Raw genomic sequence first — 17277 nt, 5'->3', positions numbered from 1 at the left:
CTCAGCTCTCTCAGGCCTGCTGCGCCGCCCACGCGACGTGCTGCTCCCACACCCGCTTCCACAACCGCTCCTGCGCCACATCACCGATGCCCGGCAGCCGCAGCGCGAACACGTCGGCCAGCGCGTCGAACCACTCCTCGGAGTCGGTGATCTCGCGCGTGGTGAGCGTCGCCCCGTCCGACCGGGTCAGCACGCAGCCGCGCAGATGGTCGACGCCGCCGGCGTCGCGCCGGTAGACGTCGAGGTTCTTCACGTACCCGGATTCCGGATTCGTTTCCATCCACTCGTGCCGCGCCAGGAAGTCCGGCAGCGCCGCGATCCGCTCCTCGAATACCATGCCGGTGAACGAATCGGCCTTCGGGTCGTGCGTGAAGCTCCATCCGGACGCGCCGTTCTCGAACCGGGTGCGTTCCAGCTTGTACGTGTACGGGCCCTGCACCGTCTCGCCGGGCACGCACAGCAGCGGCTCGTGCAGCGCGTCGCCGAGCCCGGTGTCGCAGTAGTAGAGCGTGTTCTCGGCCTCCACCATCAGGACCAGATGGTTCGGCTCGTCGGAGATCGGCCCGAGCCCGGTGCCGCCGGCCTCCTGGCTTCGCCAGACCCGGCCGCGGTGCCACGTCACGTCGTAGCCCAGGGTCTCCAGCAGCGCTCCGAACGCGCCGTTCAGGTGGTAGCAGTACCCGGACTCGCCGGCCACGATGCGGGCCGCCGAGTCGTACGGGTCCGGCGTCGTGCGCTGGCCGAGGTGGACTTGCAAGGAGGTGTACGCGACACGTTCCACGTGCGCGCGGTGCAGCGCGAAAAGGCCCTCGATGGTGGGCTTTCCGGGATGCTCCGTGCCCAGGCGGCGGAGATACCCCTGGACGTCTATGTTCGCCATGGTGACATAGGGTAAAGCAGTCTTCAGGCGTTGGCGGGCGCGATCTCGTCAAGGACGTGCGCGGGGGTGGCGTAAGCCCCTGATTCGCGGGGATAGTGGACCACGAAATCGGTGAAGCCGAGTTCCTCCACCCGGCCCGCGACGTCGTCGAACCGCGCCTTGGACTCCATCGTCCGCAGCGGCGACAGGCCGGTCAGCAGCATCCGCGGCAGCGAGGCCGGGTCCCGGCCCTCCTTCTCGCAGGCCTCGTCCAGCTTCCTGGTGACCTTCTCCAGCGCGGCCCAGGTGTCGTCGGCGGTCGGGCCCTCGCCGTCGCGGCCGGCCAGAGTGTCGTCGGCGATCCACATCTGCGCGTGCTCCACCACGGTCCGCAGACCCAGCGGCCCGGTGGCGGCCAGCCCGAAGGGCACCCGCGGCTGCTGGACGCAGCCCGGCTCCATCCGGGCGTCCACCGCTTCGTAATAGGTACCGCGGTAGGTGGTGCGGGTCCGGCCCTCCGCCGCCCCGCGCAGCAGCTGGTCCAGGATCTCGACCGACTCCCGGTAGCGCTCGCCGCGCTCCTTGGCTGACCAGCCCTCGCCGTCGGGGCCGTGGCCGAGCACCCGGGCGTCCGGGCCGAACGAGCCGGCGCCGTAGCCCAGGATGAAGCGCCCCCGCGAGACGTCGTCCAGGGACATGATCTCCTGGGCGAACGGGACCGGATGGCGGAAGTTGGGCGAGGCCACCAGCGTCCCGAGCTTGATCCTCCTCGTCACCGCGGCGGCCGAGGCCAGGGTCGTGACCGCGTCGTACCAGGGGCCGTCCGGGATGCCGCTGAAGGTGATGTGGTCGTACGTCCACGCGTGCTCGAAGCCGAGCTCCTCGGCCCGGCGCCAGCGCGCGGCGGCCTCGCGGAAGGGACGGTCGGGCAGGACGCAGACGCCGAGACGCAACATGCCCCCGAGCCTATTACGATCACCCTAGGAAGAGAGCGGGTCAGGCCGCGCGTGAACACACGATCGATGATCAACGGAGCCGGACTGTGCGGACGATCTGGGGTGTGGTCGGGGGCCTGATCGTGCTGGGCACCTTCATGTCGGAGGTGCGGACCCTCGTGGTGCCGCGGGTCTTCCGGCCGGGGCTGTCCAACATCCTGGGGCGGACCGTCTACCGCACGTTCCAGCTGCTCGCCAACCGCTTCGAGCGGTACGAGACCAAGGACCGCATCCTGGCCTACGCCGGACCGCTGTCCGTGGTCGCCAAGCTGGTCGGCTGGCTCAGCGCCTTCCTGATCGGCTACACCATGGTCAACTTCTCGCTGGGGGCGCTGGACCTGCGGGCCTCGATCCGCGAGGCCGGCTCCTCGCTGTTCACCCTGGGCTTCGCCTCCGCCGACAAGTCCCGCCTGAACGCCGTGGACTTCTGCGCCGCCGTCACCGGACCGGTCTCCATCGGCCTGCTGGTCGGGTACCTGCCCGCGCTCTACGCCGCCTACGCCCGGCGCGAGACCGAGGTGACGATGCTGGAGGCGCGCGCGGGCGGTCCCGCCTGGGGCCCGGAGATCCTGGCGCGCTATGCGATGGTCAACCTGAACGACCAACTCCCGGACCTCTATAGAGGATGGGAGCGGTGGACGGCCGACGTTTCCGAGAGCCACACCAGCTATCCCGTTCTCATCTACTTCCGGTCCCCCCGAGCGCAGCGCAACTGGCTGATCGCCCTTTTGGCGGTCATGGACGCCGCCGCGCTGCACGTGTCGTTCAATCCGTCGCAGAACGTCGGAGAGATCCGCATGGCGTTGCGAAGCGGATACGTGACGCTGCGCGAGATCGCTCGTACTGAGCGCGTGCCCTATAACCCGGACCCTTCCCCTGACGACCCGATCCTGCTCACCAAGGAGGAGTTCCTTTACGGCGTGCAGCGTATGCGCGCCCAGGGATATGAGTTCGAACGGACGCCGGACGAGGCGTGGCCGCATTTCCAGGGATGGCGCGTGAACTACGAGGCGGTGGCATACGCGCTGGCCTACCGCATCGACGCGGTCCCGGCCCGCTGGTCGGGTCCGCGGCGCACGTCGGAGGCGCAGATCGACGTGATCACCCCGGTGAACCGGCAGCCCGTGAAGCCCAAGCCGGTGCCGGACGACGTGCGCGGCTGACGTTCCGCCGGGTGGTTTCCCATTCCCCGTTCCATGATCACGCAGTAGGTTCCGTACGCGGCTCATGTCGAATCACGGAGGGGAACCATGTCTTCAGACCAGTACGGGCCCGGCTATGGCCAGGGCGGGCAAGGCGGACAGGGGTACGGACAAAGCGGGGCGGGGTACGGCCAAGGCGGCCCCGGCTATGGGCAGCAGCCCCCCGGCTACGGCCCGCCGCCGGGCGGCCAGGGCGGCCAGGGCGGCCCCGGCTACGGGCCTCCGCCCGGTGGTCCGGGCGGTCCCGGTTACGGCCCGGGCCCCGGCGGTCCCGGCTACGGCCCCGGGCCGAACCCGTACGGCGGCCTGCCGCCGCAGGGCGCGGGCTATCCGGTGAAGGTGCAGTTCCAGTACCCGGAGAAACTCAGCCGCGGGCTCATCTTCGTCAAGATCTTCATGCTCATCCCGCACTTCATCGTGCTCTACGTCCTCGGCCTGTGCGCCGGCATCGTGACCTTCATCGCCTGGTGGGCGATCCTGTTCACCGGCCGCTACCCGCAGGGGCTGTGGAACTTCGTCACAGGCGTCATCCGCTGGCAGACCCGGGTGTCGAGCTACATGTACCTGACGCACGACGCCTACCCGCCGTTCTCGCTCGAGGACCAGTAAGTCCCGTCGAGCATGCGCTCGAGCGTCGCGGCGTGGTTCACCAGCCCGTCCGGTTCGGCCGGAGCCTCCTGCTCCCCGAACCGGACGCGCCGCTGGTTCACCCGGCCCATCACGATCCCGTGCCGGAGCGCGGCGTACACCTCGTAGAACTCCCGGTCGCGCACCCGGTAGCCGGTGAGAGCGGCGTACTCCTCGGCCACGTCGCCGAACGCGAGGAAGCCCGGCAGCCCGGGCAGGCCGAAGAACTCCGCGAGGTCCTGGAAGAAGCGGTGGAGGAAGGCCAGCCAGCCGAGGTCCACCTCGCGCGGTGCTATCCCGGCCATCTCCCAGTCCAGGACCGCGGCCGGGGCGAAGTCCCGGTACATGATGTTGCCGATGCGGGCGTCGCCCCAACTCAGGACCGGGGCGTCGACGGCGGCCGGCCAGTGCGCGTCGAGCCAGGCGAACGTCTTCTCCAGGATCGGGATCGGCTGCGAGCCGTGGGCCCAGGCGTTGTACGCGCGCCAGCCGTCGACGTGGGCGCGCAGCGCGGCGTCGCCGTCCGCCCCGAGATCACCCAGAAAGGTGACTTCTTCGGCCGTCGCGGGGATGGCGTGGATGCCGGCCAGGGTGGCGACGGTCGCGCTCTGCAGGGCCCGCCGTTGGTCGTCGGTGGCTGCGGCGAGCCAGTTGTCGCCGAAGGTGTACGGCAGGATGTCCGGCGGCACCAGGCCCTCGACGCGTTCCATGACGAAGAACTCCGCACCGAGGATTTCCGGGTCGGATTCATACCAAAGAGTGCGCGGCACCGGGACCGCCGTGCGTTCGCCGACCAACGCCATGACAGTGAACTGATCCCGCATCCGGTATTCGGGGAAGATGGGCATGGCGTCGGACGCCGGTGCCAGACGCGCGACGCACCGGTGGGAATGCGCCTGTCCGTCGGTGGAGGTCCAGTGGGCGTCGAACAACAACGTCTCCGAGGACATCCCGTTCGTCTGGGGTGTTCGGACATCGGATATCCCGACCGCGGTGCCGCCGGTCCGGCGGGCGAGCCAGGGTTCGAGGGCGGCCCGCAGCGCTTCGGGGTCGCGGGTGCTGGTCTGGGGCCGGGTGGCGTCCGGTCCGGCTTCGGCGTTCCTGCTCGGTTCGCTCACGGCGCGGACTATAAGCAAGGTAGCGTCAATGCGACATACACCTGTCGGGGATGGCAGTCTGTGACCGCCGAGAGCATTGCGATTGCCACTTCAGAACGACGCAGGGGGACGGACTGTGAATCCGGACATCGACCACATCAGAAGACTCATCAGTGACCGTCTCACCACCGAGGACAACGGCGAGGTCGGCCTGGACCTGTCCAATCTGGGTCTGGCCGGGCTGCCCGCCGAGTTCGGCCGCCTGCCGGAGCTGCGGCCCGTCACCTTCCTGAACCTTTCGGGCAACCGGCTGCGGGACCTGCCCGAGACGCTCGGCGAGCTGACGGGCCTGCGCCGGCTGTGGCTGGACCACAACGGCTGCGAGGAGCTGCCGCCGCAGGTGTCGTCGCTGACCGGGCTGATCGAGCTGAGCCTGACCGGCAACGGCCTGGCCGCGCTGCCCGAGGAGTTCGCTCGGCTGGAGCGGCTGAGCAGCCTGTGGCTCGACGAGAACGCGTTCACCGAGCTGCCCGAGGCGGTCGGCCGCCTGGGCGACCTCACACAGCTTTATCTCCAGAAGAACCAGCTGCCCGAGCTGCCGCATTCCTTGGGCTCGCCGAACCTGCGCACCCTGGTCGTCGACGGCAACCGGCTCACCGAGCTCCCGGACTGGATCGGCGACACGCAGACCCTGGTGTCGCTGTCGGCCGACGACAACGTCCTGACCGAGCTGCCGCCGAGCATCGGGGCCCTGATCCGGCTGCAGGAGCTGAGCCTGACCGGCAACCGGCTGCGCAAGCTGCCGACCTCGATCGGCGACATGGCCTCGCTGACCAAGCTGTACCTGCAGAAGAACCAGTTGCAGACCCTCCCGGCGTCCATCGGCAATCTCAGCGAACTGCAGACCCTCGCCCTCAGCGGCAACCACCTGGAGGAGCTGCCGGCCTCGGTGGCCGACCTGAGCCGGCTGACCGAGCTGAACCTGGCCGACAACTGGCTGACCCACGTCCCGGAGGCGATCGGCCGCCTGGCCTCGCTGGACAAGCTGAGCCTGACCTACAACCGGCTCACCGAGCTGCCGCCGTCGCTGGGCGCGCTGCGCGTCCTGACGTCCCTGGACGTCTCCCGCAACAGCCTGCGCGACCTGCCGGACAGCTTCGACGGCCTGGCCAACCTGGACACCCTGAACCTGGCGCAGAACCCGCTGACCGCGCTGCCCGCCTCGGTGGGCGCGCTGAAGCGCCTGACCTGGCTGTCGCTGGCGTACTGCGACCTGGAGACCCTGCCGGCGGGCCTGGGCGGCCTGCACCGCCTGGAGAGCCTGGACCTGGTCGGCAACAACCTGCGCGAGCTCCCGTTCCAGCTGTCCGGCCTCGGCGCGCTGACCACCCTGAACCTGGCCTCGAACCAGCTGTCCTGGGTCCCGCGCACCCTGGGCCTGCTCCGCAACCTGGTGACCCTGGACCTGGCGGACAACGAGCTGTCCTCCCTCCCGCGCGCCCTGGGCGGCCTGGAGTCGCTGCGCAAACTCGACGTCGCCGAGAACCAGCTGTCCTGGATCCCGCGCTCGGTCTGCGACCTGCCGAAGCTGGAGACCCTGGTCCTGCGCGGCAACCGGCTCTCGGACCTGCCGACGAGCAACTGGCAGAAGCTGACGCTCAAGGAGCTCGACCTCAGCGACAACCCGCTGCTCGCCGCGGTCCCGGAGAACTGGGACGTGGGCACGATGGCCCTGACCGCAGACAAGGCGCTGTACGGCGCGCTCGGCGACCGGGTCCCGGCGGACAAGCGCGACGCCGTCGCGCAGGCCGGCGTGGAGGAGGCCGAGCGGGCCCGCCGCCACGAGGCCGACGCCATCGCCGGCATCGTCGGCGGTGTGGTGCACGCCGAGGCGGCGCTGATGGCGCAGGCGGCGGAGGCCGCCGTGGAGGCCGCGGTCGAGGAGGCGTTCGCCGAGGCGGCCGCCGCGGCGCAGAGTGAGAACGAGGCGGAGAACGAGGCGGAGAACGAGGACGGCGCGGCGATCGAGGACGGCGCGGCGATCGAGGCCGCGACCGAGCCGGAGTCGGAGCCGGAGTCGGAGCCGGAGCTGGAGTCCGAACCGGAGCCCGAGTCCGACCCCGAACCCGAGCCTGAACCGGAAGCGGAAGCGGAGCCGGAGCTGACGGCCGTGGTCGAACCGGAGCCGCAACCGGCGCTGGAGTCGGAACCGGAGTCGGAGTCGGAACTGGAACCGGAAGCGGCTGTGCTCGAAGAGGACTCGGCGGAACCCGCCGCCCTCGGCGACCCGGCGACGGCCCAGGCGCTCGCGCAGGCGATCGTGTCGGAGGAGATCGATTCCGAACTGGCCGAAGTCCTGAACGCCGGCGGCGTCCTGGACGCGGCGGTGGCCGCGGCCGAAGCGCAGGTCCTGGCGGCGCTGCACGCCGCGGACGAGAACGCGCTCCGCGCGCTGGCGCGGGCCGTCCTGGAAGAGGCCGCCGACGCGGTGCGCCGCGAACTGGCGGCGGAAGTGATCGTCGGCGCGGGCGGGGCGGCGGAGGAACCCGCCGCACCGCAGCTGGCCGCGGAGATCGCGGAGGCGGCCGCGGAATTCGTCGACGACAAGGCGGTGGCGCTCGCCGCGCAGGCGGTGGCCGCCGCCGAGGCGGGCGACGACGACGCGGCGCTGAGCGCGGCGCACGAGGCGGCCGCCGCCGAGGAGGCCGCGCTGCTGGCGGAGATGGTGGCCGCGGCGAACCGGGCCGACGAGGCGGAGGCGGAGGCGGAGGCGGAGGCGGCCGCGGCGGCCGCTGCCGAGCAGGCCGCAGCTGAGCAGGCCGCGGCCGGGCAGCACGGGCCGGCCCATGCCGCCAACGGTGCAGTGACCGACCAGGGCCCGCGGTTCTCCCCGGTCGGAACCGGCTCGCACGCGGCGGTCCACGGTGCCAACGGCGCGGTGGCCGAGACCGCGATGTTCGGCGACCACCTCGACCACCCCGACCTCCGCGGCCCGCAAGCCGATGCGGCGATCGGCCAGGTCTCACCGGGTGAGCAGCAAGACCTCGGCGGTCTGCACGCCGATCCGGCTGTCGGCCATGTCCCGCCAGGCGAGCAGCAGGATCTCGGCGGTCTGTTCGGCCATGTCCCGCCCGCCGAACAGCACGACGTCGCCGGCCTGCCCGCCGACGCGGCGATCGGCTACGTCCCGCCGGCCGAGCAGCAGGACCTTCGCGGTCTGCACGCCGACGCGGCGCTGGCCGACGAGCCCACCCTGGTGCACGACTTCGTCGTCGAAGAGGCTGAACCCGCCGACGCCGCCGAAGGCGTCCAGTTCGTCGAGACCCTCTCCGCCGACGAGCGCCAGGCCCGCATCGACCAGCGGGCGGCCGCGGTGGCCGGCGAGCCGCTGCCCCCGTCGATCGCGGCGTTCCCGGCGCAGCGCCACGAAACCGAGGCGGACCTCGTGGCGGTCGAGGAGCCGGTGGCGGTCGTGGAGGAGCCGGTGGTGGTGTTCCAGCCGGTGCCGGACCAGCCGACCGTGGTCTACGACGGTCCCTCGCTCGTGGTGGACGAGGAGGTCGTCGAGGTCGTGGAGGGCCCCGATTCCTTCGCGGCGCGGCCGATCCGGCCCGGCGCCTTCGAGGAGCGCGGGTGGCAGACACAGCCACAGCCACAGCCACAGCCACAGACACAGCCCGGTGAGTCCGACGCGGACCGCACCCACATCGGCGCGCCTCCCGGCTACGGCCCGCCGCCGGCGCCCTCGCAGCCCTGGCGCAGCAGCAGCTGACAGAAGGCTGACAAAGCCGCACGCGCCCCGGTCCGGGCTTCTCGGGCCGGGGCGCGGTGCCGTCCCGGAAACGGCCTGGAGAAGCCCTCAGGGCCGGGCAGGCCCACCCTCACGCCCTACTCGACGACGACCGTCACCTCGAATTCCGTCGGCACCATCGGCGTGACGCACTTCGCCGCCGTCCCGCACGTCTCCCGCGACGCCGTGATCTCCGCCGTCCCCCGGGCCCGCGCCAGGAACGTCCGCGGCGGCTCCGAGCAGGTGCTCCCCGGGCGGCAGACGATGCTCATCGGCGAGATCCCGGGCGCCAGGACCGCTGGGTTGGTCGACATCGGCGCGGAGGGATAGGGGAACTGCGCGGCGATGACGTCCGTGCCGACCGCTACGCGGATCGTCGTCCCGTTCTCTGCCGGTGTGACCGTGATCGTCCCGTGTGCGGTGCTCGGTGCCGATGGGGGCGGGCTCGGATGCGGCGCCGGCGGTGACGAGACCGGCCGCGGGGGCGTCGGCGAAGAGGACGCCGGTGAGGAGGGTGGGGCGGGTGGGGTCGGTGGAGCCGATGAAGTCGGCCCTCCGGAAGCCGAACCGCTCGGGGAACTCGAATCCGAGGTGGTGGCCGGACCCGTGCCAGCCCCCTGAGACGAGCTCGCCGAAACCGTCCCCGTGCCGGACCCGGCCGACGTGCGGGCGTTCACCTGATTGGCTGTCGCGGAGCAGGAAACCGTTGTGAAACCAAGGAGAACGGCGCATGCCGCGACTGAGCTAACAGAAAGCCGGCGCCGGTGCATCACAGACCTCCTCGCCGAAGGGCGTCCTGGACTCCACGCCAGCAACCTACTCCCGTATGCCGCGCCGCCAAGGGGTTTGCCGCTTGCAGAGCTCGGCCGGGTGCGCAAGTCGGTCTTAGCCGACGGGAGGTGCTACCGCCTATATCACAACACCTCCGTTTTTATCCGGTTGGATGATCTTCGTGGGCTGATGATCGTTGATCTTCCGGTGATCTCGATCACACTTGGCCGCACCCCTGTGGCGCAGCCCACACGGCGCAGGCGTAGGATCAGCCCGAAAGAAGGCACCGACCGTTTCGTGGCGCTCACGGTCGTGCTTGTGAAACCGCCTCTCCACACACTGGGTTCACGGCACGGCACTGAACGTCGCGGGAGCTTGTGAAATCAGCCACAAGTAGCGTGAGCAGGGCCCACTCGTCCAGAAATTGACACAAACCTGCCTGACAGGACGTCACCCATGAACAGTTACGCGCCGATTCTGGTGCTCGGCGGCCTGGCCGCCGGGTTCGCCGTGTTCTCGGTGGTGTCGGGGATGCTCACCGGACCGAAGCGGTACAACCGCGCCAAGCTGGAGGCCTACGAGTGCGGCATCGAGCCCACTCCGCAGCCGGTCGGCGGCGGCCGCTTCCCGGTGAAGTACTACCTGACCGCCATGCTCTTCATCATCTTCGACATCGAAATCGTGTTCCTGTACCCGTGGGCGGTGCGGTTCGACTCTCTGGGCTGGTTCGGCCTGGTCGAGATGGTGTTCTTCATCCTCACCGTCTTCGTCGCCTACGCCTACGTGTGGCGTCGCGGCGGATTGGAATGGGACTGACAGATGGGCCTGGAAGAGAAACTGCCCGCAGGATTCCTCCTCACGACGGTGGAGGGTCTGGCGGGCTACATGCGCAAGTCGTCGGTCTGGCCGGCGACGTTCGGCCTGGCCTGCTGCGCCATCGAGATGATGGCCACCGGCGCCGGACGCTATGACCTGGCGCGTTTCGGCATGGAGCGGTTCTCCGCGACGCCGCGGCAGGCGGACCTGATGATCGTGGCGGGCCGGGTGAGCCAGAAGATGGCCCCGGTCCTGCGCCAGGTCTACGACCAGATGGCGAACCCCAAGTGGGTCATCGCGATGGGCGTGTGCGCCTCCAGCGGCGGCATGTTCAACAACTACGCGATCGTGCAGGGCGTGGACCACATCGTGCCGGTCGACATCTACCTGCCGGGCTGCCCGCCCCGCCCGGAGATGCTGCTGGACGCGATCTTGAAGCTCCACGAGCAGATCCAGAGCATGCCGCTGGGCGTGAACCGTAAGAAGGCCGCGGAAGAGGCCGAGAAGGCCGCGATGAACGCCAAGCCGACGATCCTGATGGAAGGGCTCCTTCGGTGACCGAAAACGTACCCGCGGTCCCGGAACAGGGTGCTGACAAGCCGGGTGGCGAGCTGATCGCCACCCGTAAAGGCATGTTCGGGGTCCGCAACGGCGGCGACACCTCCGGCTACGGCGGCCTGGTCCGCCGGATCGAGCTGCCCGGCGCCAGCGAGCGCCCCTTCGGCGGCTACTTCGACGTCGTCGCCGACGAGCTCGAAGGCGCGCTGGAGGAGCAGGGCCTGCCCCTGGAGGCCATCAGTGCTTACGTCGTGTACCGCGGCCAGCTGACCATCCACGTGCCGCGCGAGCACCTCGTCCGGGTCGCCAAGACCCTGCGCGACGACCCCGCGCTGCGCTTCGAGATGTGTCTGGGCGTCACCGGCATCCACTTCCCCGAGGAGTCCGGCCGCGAGCTGCACAGCGTGGTTCCGCTGCTGAGCATCACGCACAACCGCCGGATCCGCCTGGAGACCACCGCTCCGGACGTCGACCCGCACATCCCCTCGCTCTACGAGGTCTACCCGACGGTCGACTGGCACGAGCGCGAGAGCTACGACATGTTCGGCATCATCTATGACGGCCACCCCGGCCTGACCAGGATCCTGATGCCGGACGACTGGCTGGGGCACCCCCAGCGCAAGGACTACCCGCTCGGCGGCATCCCCGTCGAGTTCAAGGGCGCGCAGATCCCGGCTCCGGACCAGCGGAGGGCCTACTCATGACAGTCATCGACGAGACCGGGGAATCGGTCAACGACGCCGAGGGCCGCGCCTTCACGGTATCCGGCGGCGACTGGGACGAGATCCTGTCCGGTCTGCAGGAGAGCCCGGAAGAGCGCATCGTCGTCAACATGGGGCCGCAGCACCCCTCCACGCACGGCGTGCTCCGCCTGATCCTGGAGATCGACGGCGAGACCGTGACCGAGGCCCGCTGCGGCATCGGCTACCTGCACACCGGCATCGAGAAGAACACCGAGTTCCGCACCTGGGTGCAGGGCACGACCTTCGTGACCCGCATGGACTACCTGACGCCGCTGTTCAACGAGACGGCGTACTGCCTGGCGGTCGAGAAGGCCCTGGACATCGAGGACCAGATCCCCGAGCGGGCCAGTGTCATCCGGGTCCTGATGATGGAGCTCAACCGGATCTCCAGCCACCTGGTGTGCCTGGCCACCGGCGGCATGGAGATGGGCGCGCTGACGATGATGACCGCGGGCTTCCGCGAGCGCGAGGAGACGCTGGACCTCTTCGAGTTCATCACCGGGCTGCGCATGAACCACGCGTACATCCGCCCCGGCGGCGTCGTGCAGGACCTGCCGCCCGGCGCGGTGGACAAGATCGGCAGCTACGTCAAGCTGATGCGCAAGCGCTTCCCGGACTACGCGAAGCTGTGCAACGAGAACCCGATCTTCAAGGGCCGCACCGAGGGCGTGGGCCACCTGGACCTGGCCGGCTGCATGGCGCTGGGCATCACCGGCCCGACGCTGCGCGCCACCGGCCTGCCGCACGACCTGCGCAAGTCCGAGCCCTACTGCGGCTACGAGACCTACGACTTCGAAGTGGCCACCTGGGACACCAGCGACTCCTACGGCCGCTACCGGGTCCGCCTGGCCGAGATGTACGAGTCGCTGAACATCGTCGAGCAGTGCCTGGACCGCATCCAGCGCACCCAGGGCCAGCCGGTCATGGTCGCCGACCGGAAGATCGCCTGGCCGGCGCAGCTGGCGCTGGGCAGCGACGGGATGGGCAACAGCCTGGACCACATCCGGCACATCATGGGCGACTCCATGGAGGCCCTGATCCACCACTTCAAGCTGGTGACCGAGGGCTTCCACGTCCCGGCCGGCCAGACCTACGCGGCGGTGGAGTCAGCGAAGGGCGAGCTGGGCGTGCACGTCGTCTCCGACGGCGGCACCCGGCCCTACCGGGTCCACTTCCGCGACCCTTCCTTCACGAACCTGCAGGCGACCGCGGCGATGTGCGAGGGCGGCCAGCTGGCCGACGTCATCGTCGCCATCGCCTCCCTGGACCCGGTCATGGGTGGAGTGGACCGTTGAGCGAGAAGTCAGCCTACGAACACCTGAAGAAGCTGGACCCGGAGGCGGACCAGGTCGTGGCCCGCTACCCGCAGTCCGGCTCGGCGCTGCTGCCGCTGCTGCACCTGGTGCAGAGCGAGGAGGGCTACGTCTCCCCGGCGGGCATCGAGTACTGCGCCGACAAGCTCGGACTGTCCACCGCCGAGGTCTCGGCGGTGTCGACGTTCTACACGATGTACAAGCGGCGCCCGGTCGGCGACTACCACGTCGGGGTGTGCACCAACACCCTGTGCGCGGTGATGGGCGGCGACGCCATCTTCGCCACGCTCAAGGAGCACCTGGGCGTCGGCAACGACGAGACCACCGAGGACGGCAAGGTCACGCTGGAGCACATCGAGTGCAACGCGGCCTGCGACTTCGCGCCGGTGATGACCGTCAACTGGGAGTTCATGGACGACATGAACCCCGACAAGGCGGTCCGGGTCGTCGACGAACTGCGCGCGGGCAAGGAAGTGCACTCCACCCGGGGACCCGCACTGTGCACCTTCAAGCAGGCCGAGCGGATACTGGCCGGGTTCGAGGACACCCGGCCCGGAGCCGTGGCCGGGGGCGGGGCCGCCGGCCACGCCACGCTGGCCGGCCTGCTGGTCTCGCAGGGCCGGACCCCCACAGGTCCGGCGGTCACCACGGAGGCGTCCGAGTAATGGCACCAGAACTCACCCCCGTCCTGTCCCGCGGCTGGCTGGACTCCGAGCCCTGGACGCTCGCCGGCTACCAGCGGCGCGACGGCTACACCGCGGTCAAGCAGGCGCTGCGGATGCACCCCGACGAGGTGATCCAGCTCGTCAAGGACTCCGGCCTGCGCGGCCGCGGCGGCGCGGGCTTCCCCACCGGCATGAAGTGGGGCTTCATCCCGCAGAACGACGGCAAGCCGCACTACCTGGTGGTGAACGCGGACGAGTCCGAGCCGGGCACGTGCAAGGACATCCCGTTCATGATGGCCAACCCGCACGAGCTCGTGGAGGGCGTGATCATCGCGTGCTACGCGATCCGCGCCAGCCGCGCGTTCATTTATGTGCGCGGTGAAGTGCTGCATGTGCTCCGCCGCCTGCAGGCAGCGGTGCGCGAGGCCTATGAGGCCGGCTTCCTCGGCAAGGGCGTCTTCGGCACCGACTTCGACCTCGACCTCACGGTGCACGCCGGAGCCGGCGCCTACATCTGCGGCGAGGAGACGGCGCTGCTGGACTCCCTGGAGGGCAAGCGGGGACAGCCTCGTCTGCGTCCTCCCTTCCCGGCCGTCGCAGGGCTCTACGCCAGCCCCACCTGTGTGAACAACGTCGAGTCCATCGGTTCGGTTCCCGCGATCGTGCGCAACGGCGTGGACTGGTTCAAGGGCATGGGCAGCGAGAAGTCCCCGGGCTTCACGCTGTACTCGCTGTCCGGCCACGTGAAGTACCCCGGCCAGTACGAGGCGCCGCTGGGCATCACCCTGCGCGAGCTGCTGGACTACGCCGGCGGCATCCGGCCCGGCCACCGCCTGAAGTTCTGGACCCCCGGCGGCTCCTCCACGCCGATGTTCACCGAGGAGCACCTGGACGTCCCGCTGGACTACGAGGGCGTCGGCGCCGCCGGCTCGATGCTGGGCACCAAGGCGCTGCAGATCTTCGACGAGACCACCTGCGTGGTGCGCGCCGCCCTGCGCTGGACGGAGTTCTACGCCCACGAGTCCTGCGGCAAGTGCACGCCGTGCCGCGAGGGCACCTACTGGCTGGTGCAGATCCTCAAGCGCATGGAGAAGGGCGAGGGCACCGAGGACGACCTCGGCAAGCTCCTGGACCTGTGCGACAACATCGTGGGCAAGGCCTTCTGCGCCCTCGGCGACGGTGCCGCCGCGCCGATCCAGTCCTCGCTGAAGTACTTCCGGGACGAGTATCTGGAGCACTTCGAGCGCGGCGGGTGCCCCCTTGACCCATCCCTGTCCACCGCGTGGGCCGACGGCCCGCTGTCATTCGCGAGGACCAGCGCATGACCGTGACGACAACGAACTCCGCAGACAGCGGCAAGGAGGTGGCGGTGCCCACACCACCTCCGGTCGAGCTGGTCACCATCACCATCGACGGTGTCGAGCTCCAGGTGCCCAAGGGCGAGCTGATCATCCGCTCCGCGGAGCGGATCGGCACCCAGGTGCCGCGGTTCTGCGACCACCCGCTGCTGGCCCCGGCCGGCGCCTGCCGGCAGTGCATCGTGGAGGTGGAGGGCCAGCGCAAGCCGGTGGCCTCCTGCACCGTCACGGTCACCGACGGCATGGTGATCAAGACCCAGGTGAGCTCGCCGGTCGCCGAGAAGGCCCAGCGCGGGGTGATGGAGCTGCTGCTCATCAACCACCCGCTGGACTGCCCGGTCTGCGACAAGGGCGGCGAGTGCCCGCTGCAGAACCAGGCGATGAGCTCCGGTGCCGGGGAGTCCCGGTACGAGGGCGTCAAGCGCACCTTCCCCAAGCCGATCAACATCTCCAGCCAGGTGCTGCTGGACCGCGAGCGCTGCGTGTCCTGCGCGCGCTGCACGCGGTTCGCCGACCAGATCGCCGGGGACCCGTTCATCACCCTGATCGAGCGCGGCTCGCAGCAGCAGGTCGGCATCTCGGTGGCCGAGGACCAGGACTTCGCGTCCTACTTCTCCGGCAATACGGTGCAGATCTGCCCGGTCGGCGCGCTGACCGGCGCGGCCTACCGGTTCCGTTCGCGGCCCTTCGACCTGGTCTCCTCGCCCTCGGCCTGCGAGCACTGCGCCGCCGGCTGCGCGCTGCGCACGGACCACCGGCGCGGCAAGGTCACCCGGCGCATGGCGGCCGACGACCCGCAGGTGAACGAGGAGTGGAACTGCGACAAGGGACGCTGGGCGTTCCAGTACTCGCAGGCCCCCGCCGCCAAGCGGATCACCTCGCCGCTGATCCGGGACCGCGAGACCGGCGAGCTGCGCCCCGCCTCCTGGCCGGAGGCCCTGGCCTTCGCCGCCGAGGGGCTGGGCGCCGCGCGCGGCCGGGCCGCCGCCCTGGTGGGCGGTCGGCTGACCCTCGAGGACGCCTACGCGTACGCGAAGTTCACCCGGGTCGCGCTGGAGACCAACGACATCGACTTCCGGGCCCGGCCGCACTCCGAGGAGGAGGCCGAGTTCCTGGCCTCCCACGTCGCCGGCTCCGGCCTGGCGACCACGTATGCCGACCTGGACCTCGCCCCGGCCGTGCTGCTCGTCGGCTTCGAGCCGGAGGAGGAGTCGCCGATCGTCTTCCTGCGGCTGCGCAAGAACGTGCTCGCCCGCAGGCTGGCGGTGGCGGCCATAGCGCCCTACGCCACGCGCGGCCTGAGCAAGCTCAAGGGCGCGCTGCTGAAGGCCGCGCCGCTCACCGAGCCGGCCTTCCTGGCGGCACTGGCCGACGGCGGACCGGACTCCGGTCTGGATACCGCTGGACTGAACGCGGCTGCGGACCTGCGCAAGCCCGGGGCGGTGATCCTGGTCGGCGAGCGGCTCGCCGCCGTGCCGGGGGCGCTCACCGCCGCGGTGAAGCTGGCCGGGGTCACCGGCGCGAAGCTGGCGTGGGTGCCGCGCCGGGCCGGCGAGCGCGGCGCGCTGGAGGCCGGCGCGCTGCCGAACCTGCTGCCCGGCGGCCGCCCGGCCACCGACCCTGAGGCCCGCACCGAGGTCGCCGCCCGCTGGGGCGTGGCCAACCTGCCGGGCGCCTTCGGGCGCGGGGCCGACCAGATCGTGGACACCGCGGCACTGGGCGGCGTGGCAGGGCTCGTGGTCGCCGGCGTCGACCCGTACGACACGGCGGACCCGCAGTCCTTCCTGGACGCGCTGGACCGGGTGGCGTGCGTGGTCTCGCTGGAGTTCCGGCACAGCGCGGTCACCGAGCGGGCGCACGTGGTGTTCCCGGTCGCGCCGGTCGCCGAGAAGTCCGGGACCTTCGTGGACTGGGAGGGCCGCGCGCGGGCGTTCGACACCGCGCTGGACGCCGACGCGGTCCAGGCCGCCGGGCTCGGCGAGATGCCGGACCTGCGGGTGCTGGACCGGATCGCCGACGCCATGGACGTGCACCTGGGCCTGCCCACGGTCGGCGCGGCCCGCGCGGAGCTGGCCCGGCTGGGGCTGTGGCACCGGGAGAAGACCCCGGCCCTGTCCTCCACCCCGGCCGAGCTGCCCAAGCCGGCGGTCGGCGAGGCGGTGCTGGCCACCTGGCACTTCCTGCTGGACGAGGGGTCGCTGCAGGCGCACGAGCCGTTCCTGGCCGGCACCCGCAAGCCGACCGTGGTCCACCTGAGCAAGGAGACCGCCTCGGAGATCGGGGCCGCCGAGGGCGACCCGGTCACCGTCTCCAACGAGCACGGCTCGATCACCCTGCCGCTGCAGATCGCCGACCTGGCCGGCCGCGTGGTGTGGCTGCCCACGAACTCCAAGGGTTCGCAGGTACGCCGCGCGCTGCGCGCGGACACCGGATCGCTGGTCAAGATCGCACGCGCCGCGACCGAAGTGGAGGCCACCGCGTGA

The 17277-nt window shown here is 70.5% G+C and carries 14 protein-coding genes; 10 read left to right on the top strand and 4 right to left on the bottom strand.

All coding sequences use genetic code 11. From position 1 onward, the window contains the following. Positions 1 to 10 precede the first annotated feature (10 nt). Together ABH926_RS00495 and ABH926_RS00490 are read right to left on the bottom strand one after the other, a co-directional pair. On the bottom strand, positions 11 to 880 hold the full coding sequence (locus ABH926_RS00495; protein ID WP_370363208.1) for an arylamine N-acetyltransferase: 870 nt from the start codon (positions 878 to 880) through the stop codon (positions 11 to 13). A 23-nt stretch (positions 881 to 903) separates the two neighbouring features. Next, positions 904 to 1815, bottom strand: coding sequence for an LLM class flavin-dependent oxidoreductase (locus ABH926_RS00490; RefSeq protein ID WP_370363207.1), 912 nt, complete (start codon positions 1813 to 1815; stop codon positions 904 to 906). 86 nt (positions 1816 to 1901) lie between these two features. On the opposite strand from ABH926_RS00490, the gene ABH926_RS00485 reads away from it, so the two are divergent. Together ABH926_RS00485 and ABH926_RS00480 are read left to right on the top strand one after the other, a co-directional pair. After that, a complete protein-coding gene (locus tag ABH926_RS00485; protein ID WP_370363206.1) occupies positions 1902 to 3017 on the top strand; it encodes a hypothetical protein in 1116 nt (371 codons plus the stop codon). An 87-nt stretch (positions 3018 to 3104) separates the two neighbouring features. Continuing rightward, positions 3105 to 3665: a DUF4389 domain-containing protein gene (locus ABH926_RS00480; protein WP_370363205.1), complete on the top strand. Its 561-nt coding sequence runs from the start codon at positions 3105 to 3107 to the stop codon at positions 3663 to 3665. Here the strand turns inward: ABH926_RS00480 and ABH926_RS00475 are convergent. Further along, positions 3635 to 4801 carry a phosphotransferase family protein gene (locus tag ABH926_RS00475; protein ID WP_370363204.1) on the bottom strand — a complete coding sequence of 389 codons (1167 nt, stop codon included), beginning with the start codon at positions 4799 to 4801 and terminating at the stop codon, positions 3635 to 3637. The two genes, ABH926_RS00480 and ABH926_RS00475, sit on opposite strands and share 31 nt — an antisense overlap. A gap of 115 nt (positions 4802 to 4916) precedes the next feature. Here ABH926_RS00475 and ABH926_RS00470 point away from each other — a divergent pair, with 115 nt between their 5' ends. Continuing rightward, a complete protein-coding gene (locus ABH926_RS00470; protein ID WP_370363203.1) occupies positions 4917 to 8552 on the top strand; it encodes a hypothetical protein in 3636 nt (1211 codons plus the stop codon). Between the two features lie 116 nt (positions 8553 to 8668). Here the strand turns inward: ABH926_RS00470 and ABH926_RS00465 are convergent, their stop codons facing one another. Continuing rightward, the gene (locus tag ABH926_RS00465; RefSeq protein WP_370363202.1) at positions 8669 to 8884 is read right to left on the bottom strand and encodes a hypothetical protein; all 216 of its coding nucleotides are present in this window, start codon (positions 8882 to 8884) and stop codon (positions 8669 to 8671) included. A gap of 913 nt (positions 8885 to 9797) precedes the next feature. Between ABH926_RS00465 and ABH926_RS00460 the strand changes: the two genes are divergently transcribed. Genes ABH926_RS00460 through ABH926_RS00430 form a run of 7 tightly spaced genes read left to right on the top strand, consistent with a single transcriptional unit; the run spans position 9798 to position 17277 of the window. Then, complete coding sequence (locus ABH926_RS00460; RefSeq protein ID WP_015796240.1) at positions 9798 to 10157, top strand: NADH-quinone oxidoreductase subunit A; 360 nt, start codon at positions 9798 to 9800, stop codon at positions 10155 to 10157. Positions 10158 to 10160: 3 nt separating this feature from the next. Further along, a complete protein-coding gene (locus tag ABH926_RS00455) occupies positions 10161 to 10715 on the top strand; it encodes an NADH-quinone oxidoreductase subunit B family protein (protein ID WP_015796239.1) in 555 nt (184 codons plus the stop codon). Next, positions 10712 to 11419: an NADH-quinone oxidoreductase subunit C gene (locus ABH926_RS00450; protein WP_370363201.1), complete on the top strand. Its 708-nt coding sequence runs from the start codon at positions 10712 to 10714 to the stop codon at positions 11417 to 11419. The genes ABH926_RS00455 and ABH926_RS00450 overlap by 4 nt, the downstream gene beginning before the upstream one ends. Beyond that, entirely contained in the window at positions 11416 to 12753 is a 1338-nt protein-coding gene (locus ABH926_RS00445; RefSeq protein ID WP_370363199.1) for an NADH-quinone oxidoreductase subunit D, read from the top strand. Before ABH926_RS00450 ends, ABH926_RS00445 begins: the two co-directional genes overlap by 4 nt. Next, on the top strand, positions 12750 to 13436 hold the full coding sequence (gene nuoE / locus ABH926_RS00440) for an NADH-quinone oxidoreductase subunit NuoE (RefSeq protein ID WP_370363197.1): 687 nt from the start codon (positions 12750 to 12752) through the stop codon (positions 13434 to 13436). The genes ABH926_RS00445 and nuoE overlap by 4 nt, the downstream gene beginning before the upstream one ends. Then, positions 13436 to 14761 carry an NADH-quinone oxidoreductase subunit NuoF gene (gene nuoF, locus ABH926_RS00435; protein WP_370363196.1) on the top strand — a complete coding sequence of 442 codons (1326 nt, stop codon included), beginning with the start codon at positions 13436 to 13438 and terminating at the stop codon, positions 14759 to 14761. Before nuoE ends, nuoF begins: the two co-directional genes overlap by 1 nt. Further along, the gene (locus ABH926_RS00430) at positions 14758 to 17277 is read left to right on the top strand and encodes an NADH-quinone oxidoreductase subunit G (protein WP_370363195.1); all 2520 of its coding nucleotides are present in this window, start codon (positions 14758 to 14760) and stop codon (positions 17275 to 17277) included. Before nuoF ends, ABH926_RS00430 begins: the two co-directional genes overlap by 4 nt.

It is taken from the genome of Catenulispora sp. GP43, assembly GCF_041260665.1.
GTDB lineage: Bacteria > Actinomycetota > Actinomycetes > Streptomycetales > Catenulisporaceae > Catenulispora.
The sequence above is the reverse complement of the archived record's forward strand: the minus strand, read 5'-3'. Positions and strand labels throughout refer to the sequence as shown.

What these genes read in the sequence shown, in the direction of transcription:
- ABH926_RS00495 (WP_370363208.1), bottom strand. Translation starts at nt 880, where the DNA reads ATGGCGAACATAGACGTCCAGGGGTATCTCCGCCGCCTGGGCACGGAG.
- ABH926_RS00490 (WP_370363207.1), bottom strand. Translation starts at nt 1,815, where the DNA reads ATGTTGCGTCTCGGCGTCTGCGTCCTGCCCGACCGTCCCTTCCGCGAG.
- ABH926_RS00480 (WP_370363205.1), top strand. Translation starts at nt 3,105, where the DNA reads ATGTCTTCAGACCAGTACGGGCCCGGCTATGGCCAGGGCGGGCAAGGC.
- ABH926_RS00465 (WP_370363202.1), bottom strand. Translation starts at nt 8,884, where the DNA reads ATGTCGACCAACCCAGCGGTCCTGGCGCCCGGGATCTCGCCGATGAGC.
- ABH926_RS00460 (WP_015796240.1), top strand. Translation starts at nt 9,798, where the DNA reads ATGAACAGTTACGCGCCGATTCTGGTGCTCGGCGGCCTGGCCGCCGGG.
- ABH926_RS00455 (WP_015796239.1), top strand. Translation starts at nt 10,161, where the DNA reads ATGGGCCTGGAAGAGAAACTGCCCGCAGGATTCCTCCTCACGACGGTG.
- ABH926_RS00445 (WP_370363199.1), top strand. Translation starts at nt 11,416, where the DNA reads ATGACAGTCATCGACGAGACCGGGGAATCGGTCAACGACGCCGAGGGC.
- nuoF (WP_370363196.1), top strand. Translation starts at nt 13,436, where the DNA reads ATGGCACCAGAACTCACCCCCGTCCTGTCCCGCGGCTGGCTGGACTCC.
- ABH926_RS00430 (WP_370363195.1), top strand. Translation starts at nt 14,758, where the DNA reads ATGACCGTGACGACAACGAACTCCGCAGACAGCGGCAAGGAGGTGGCG.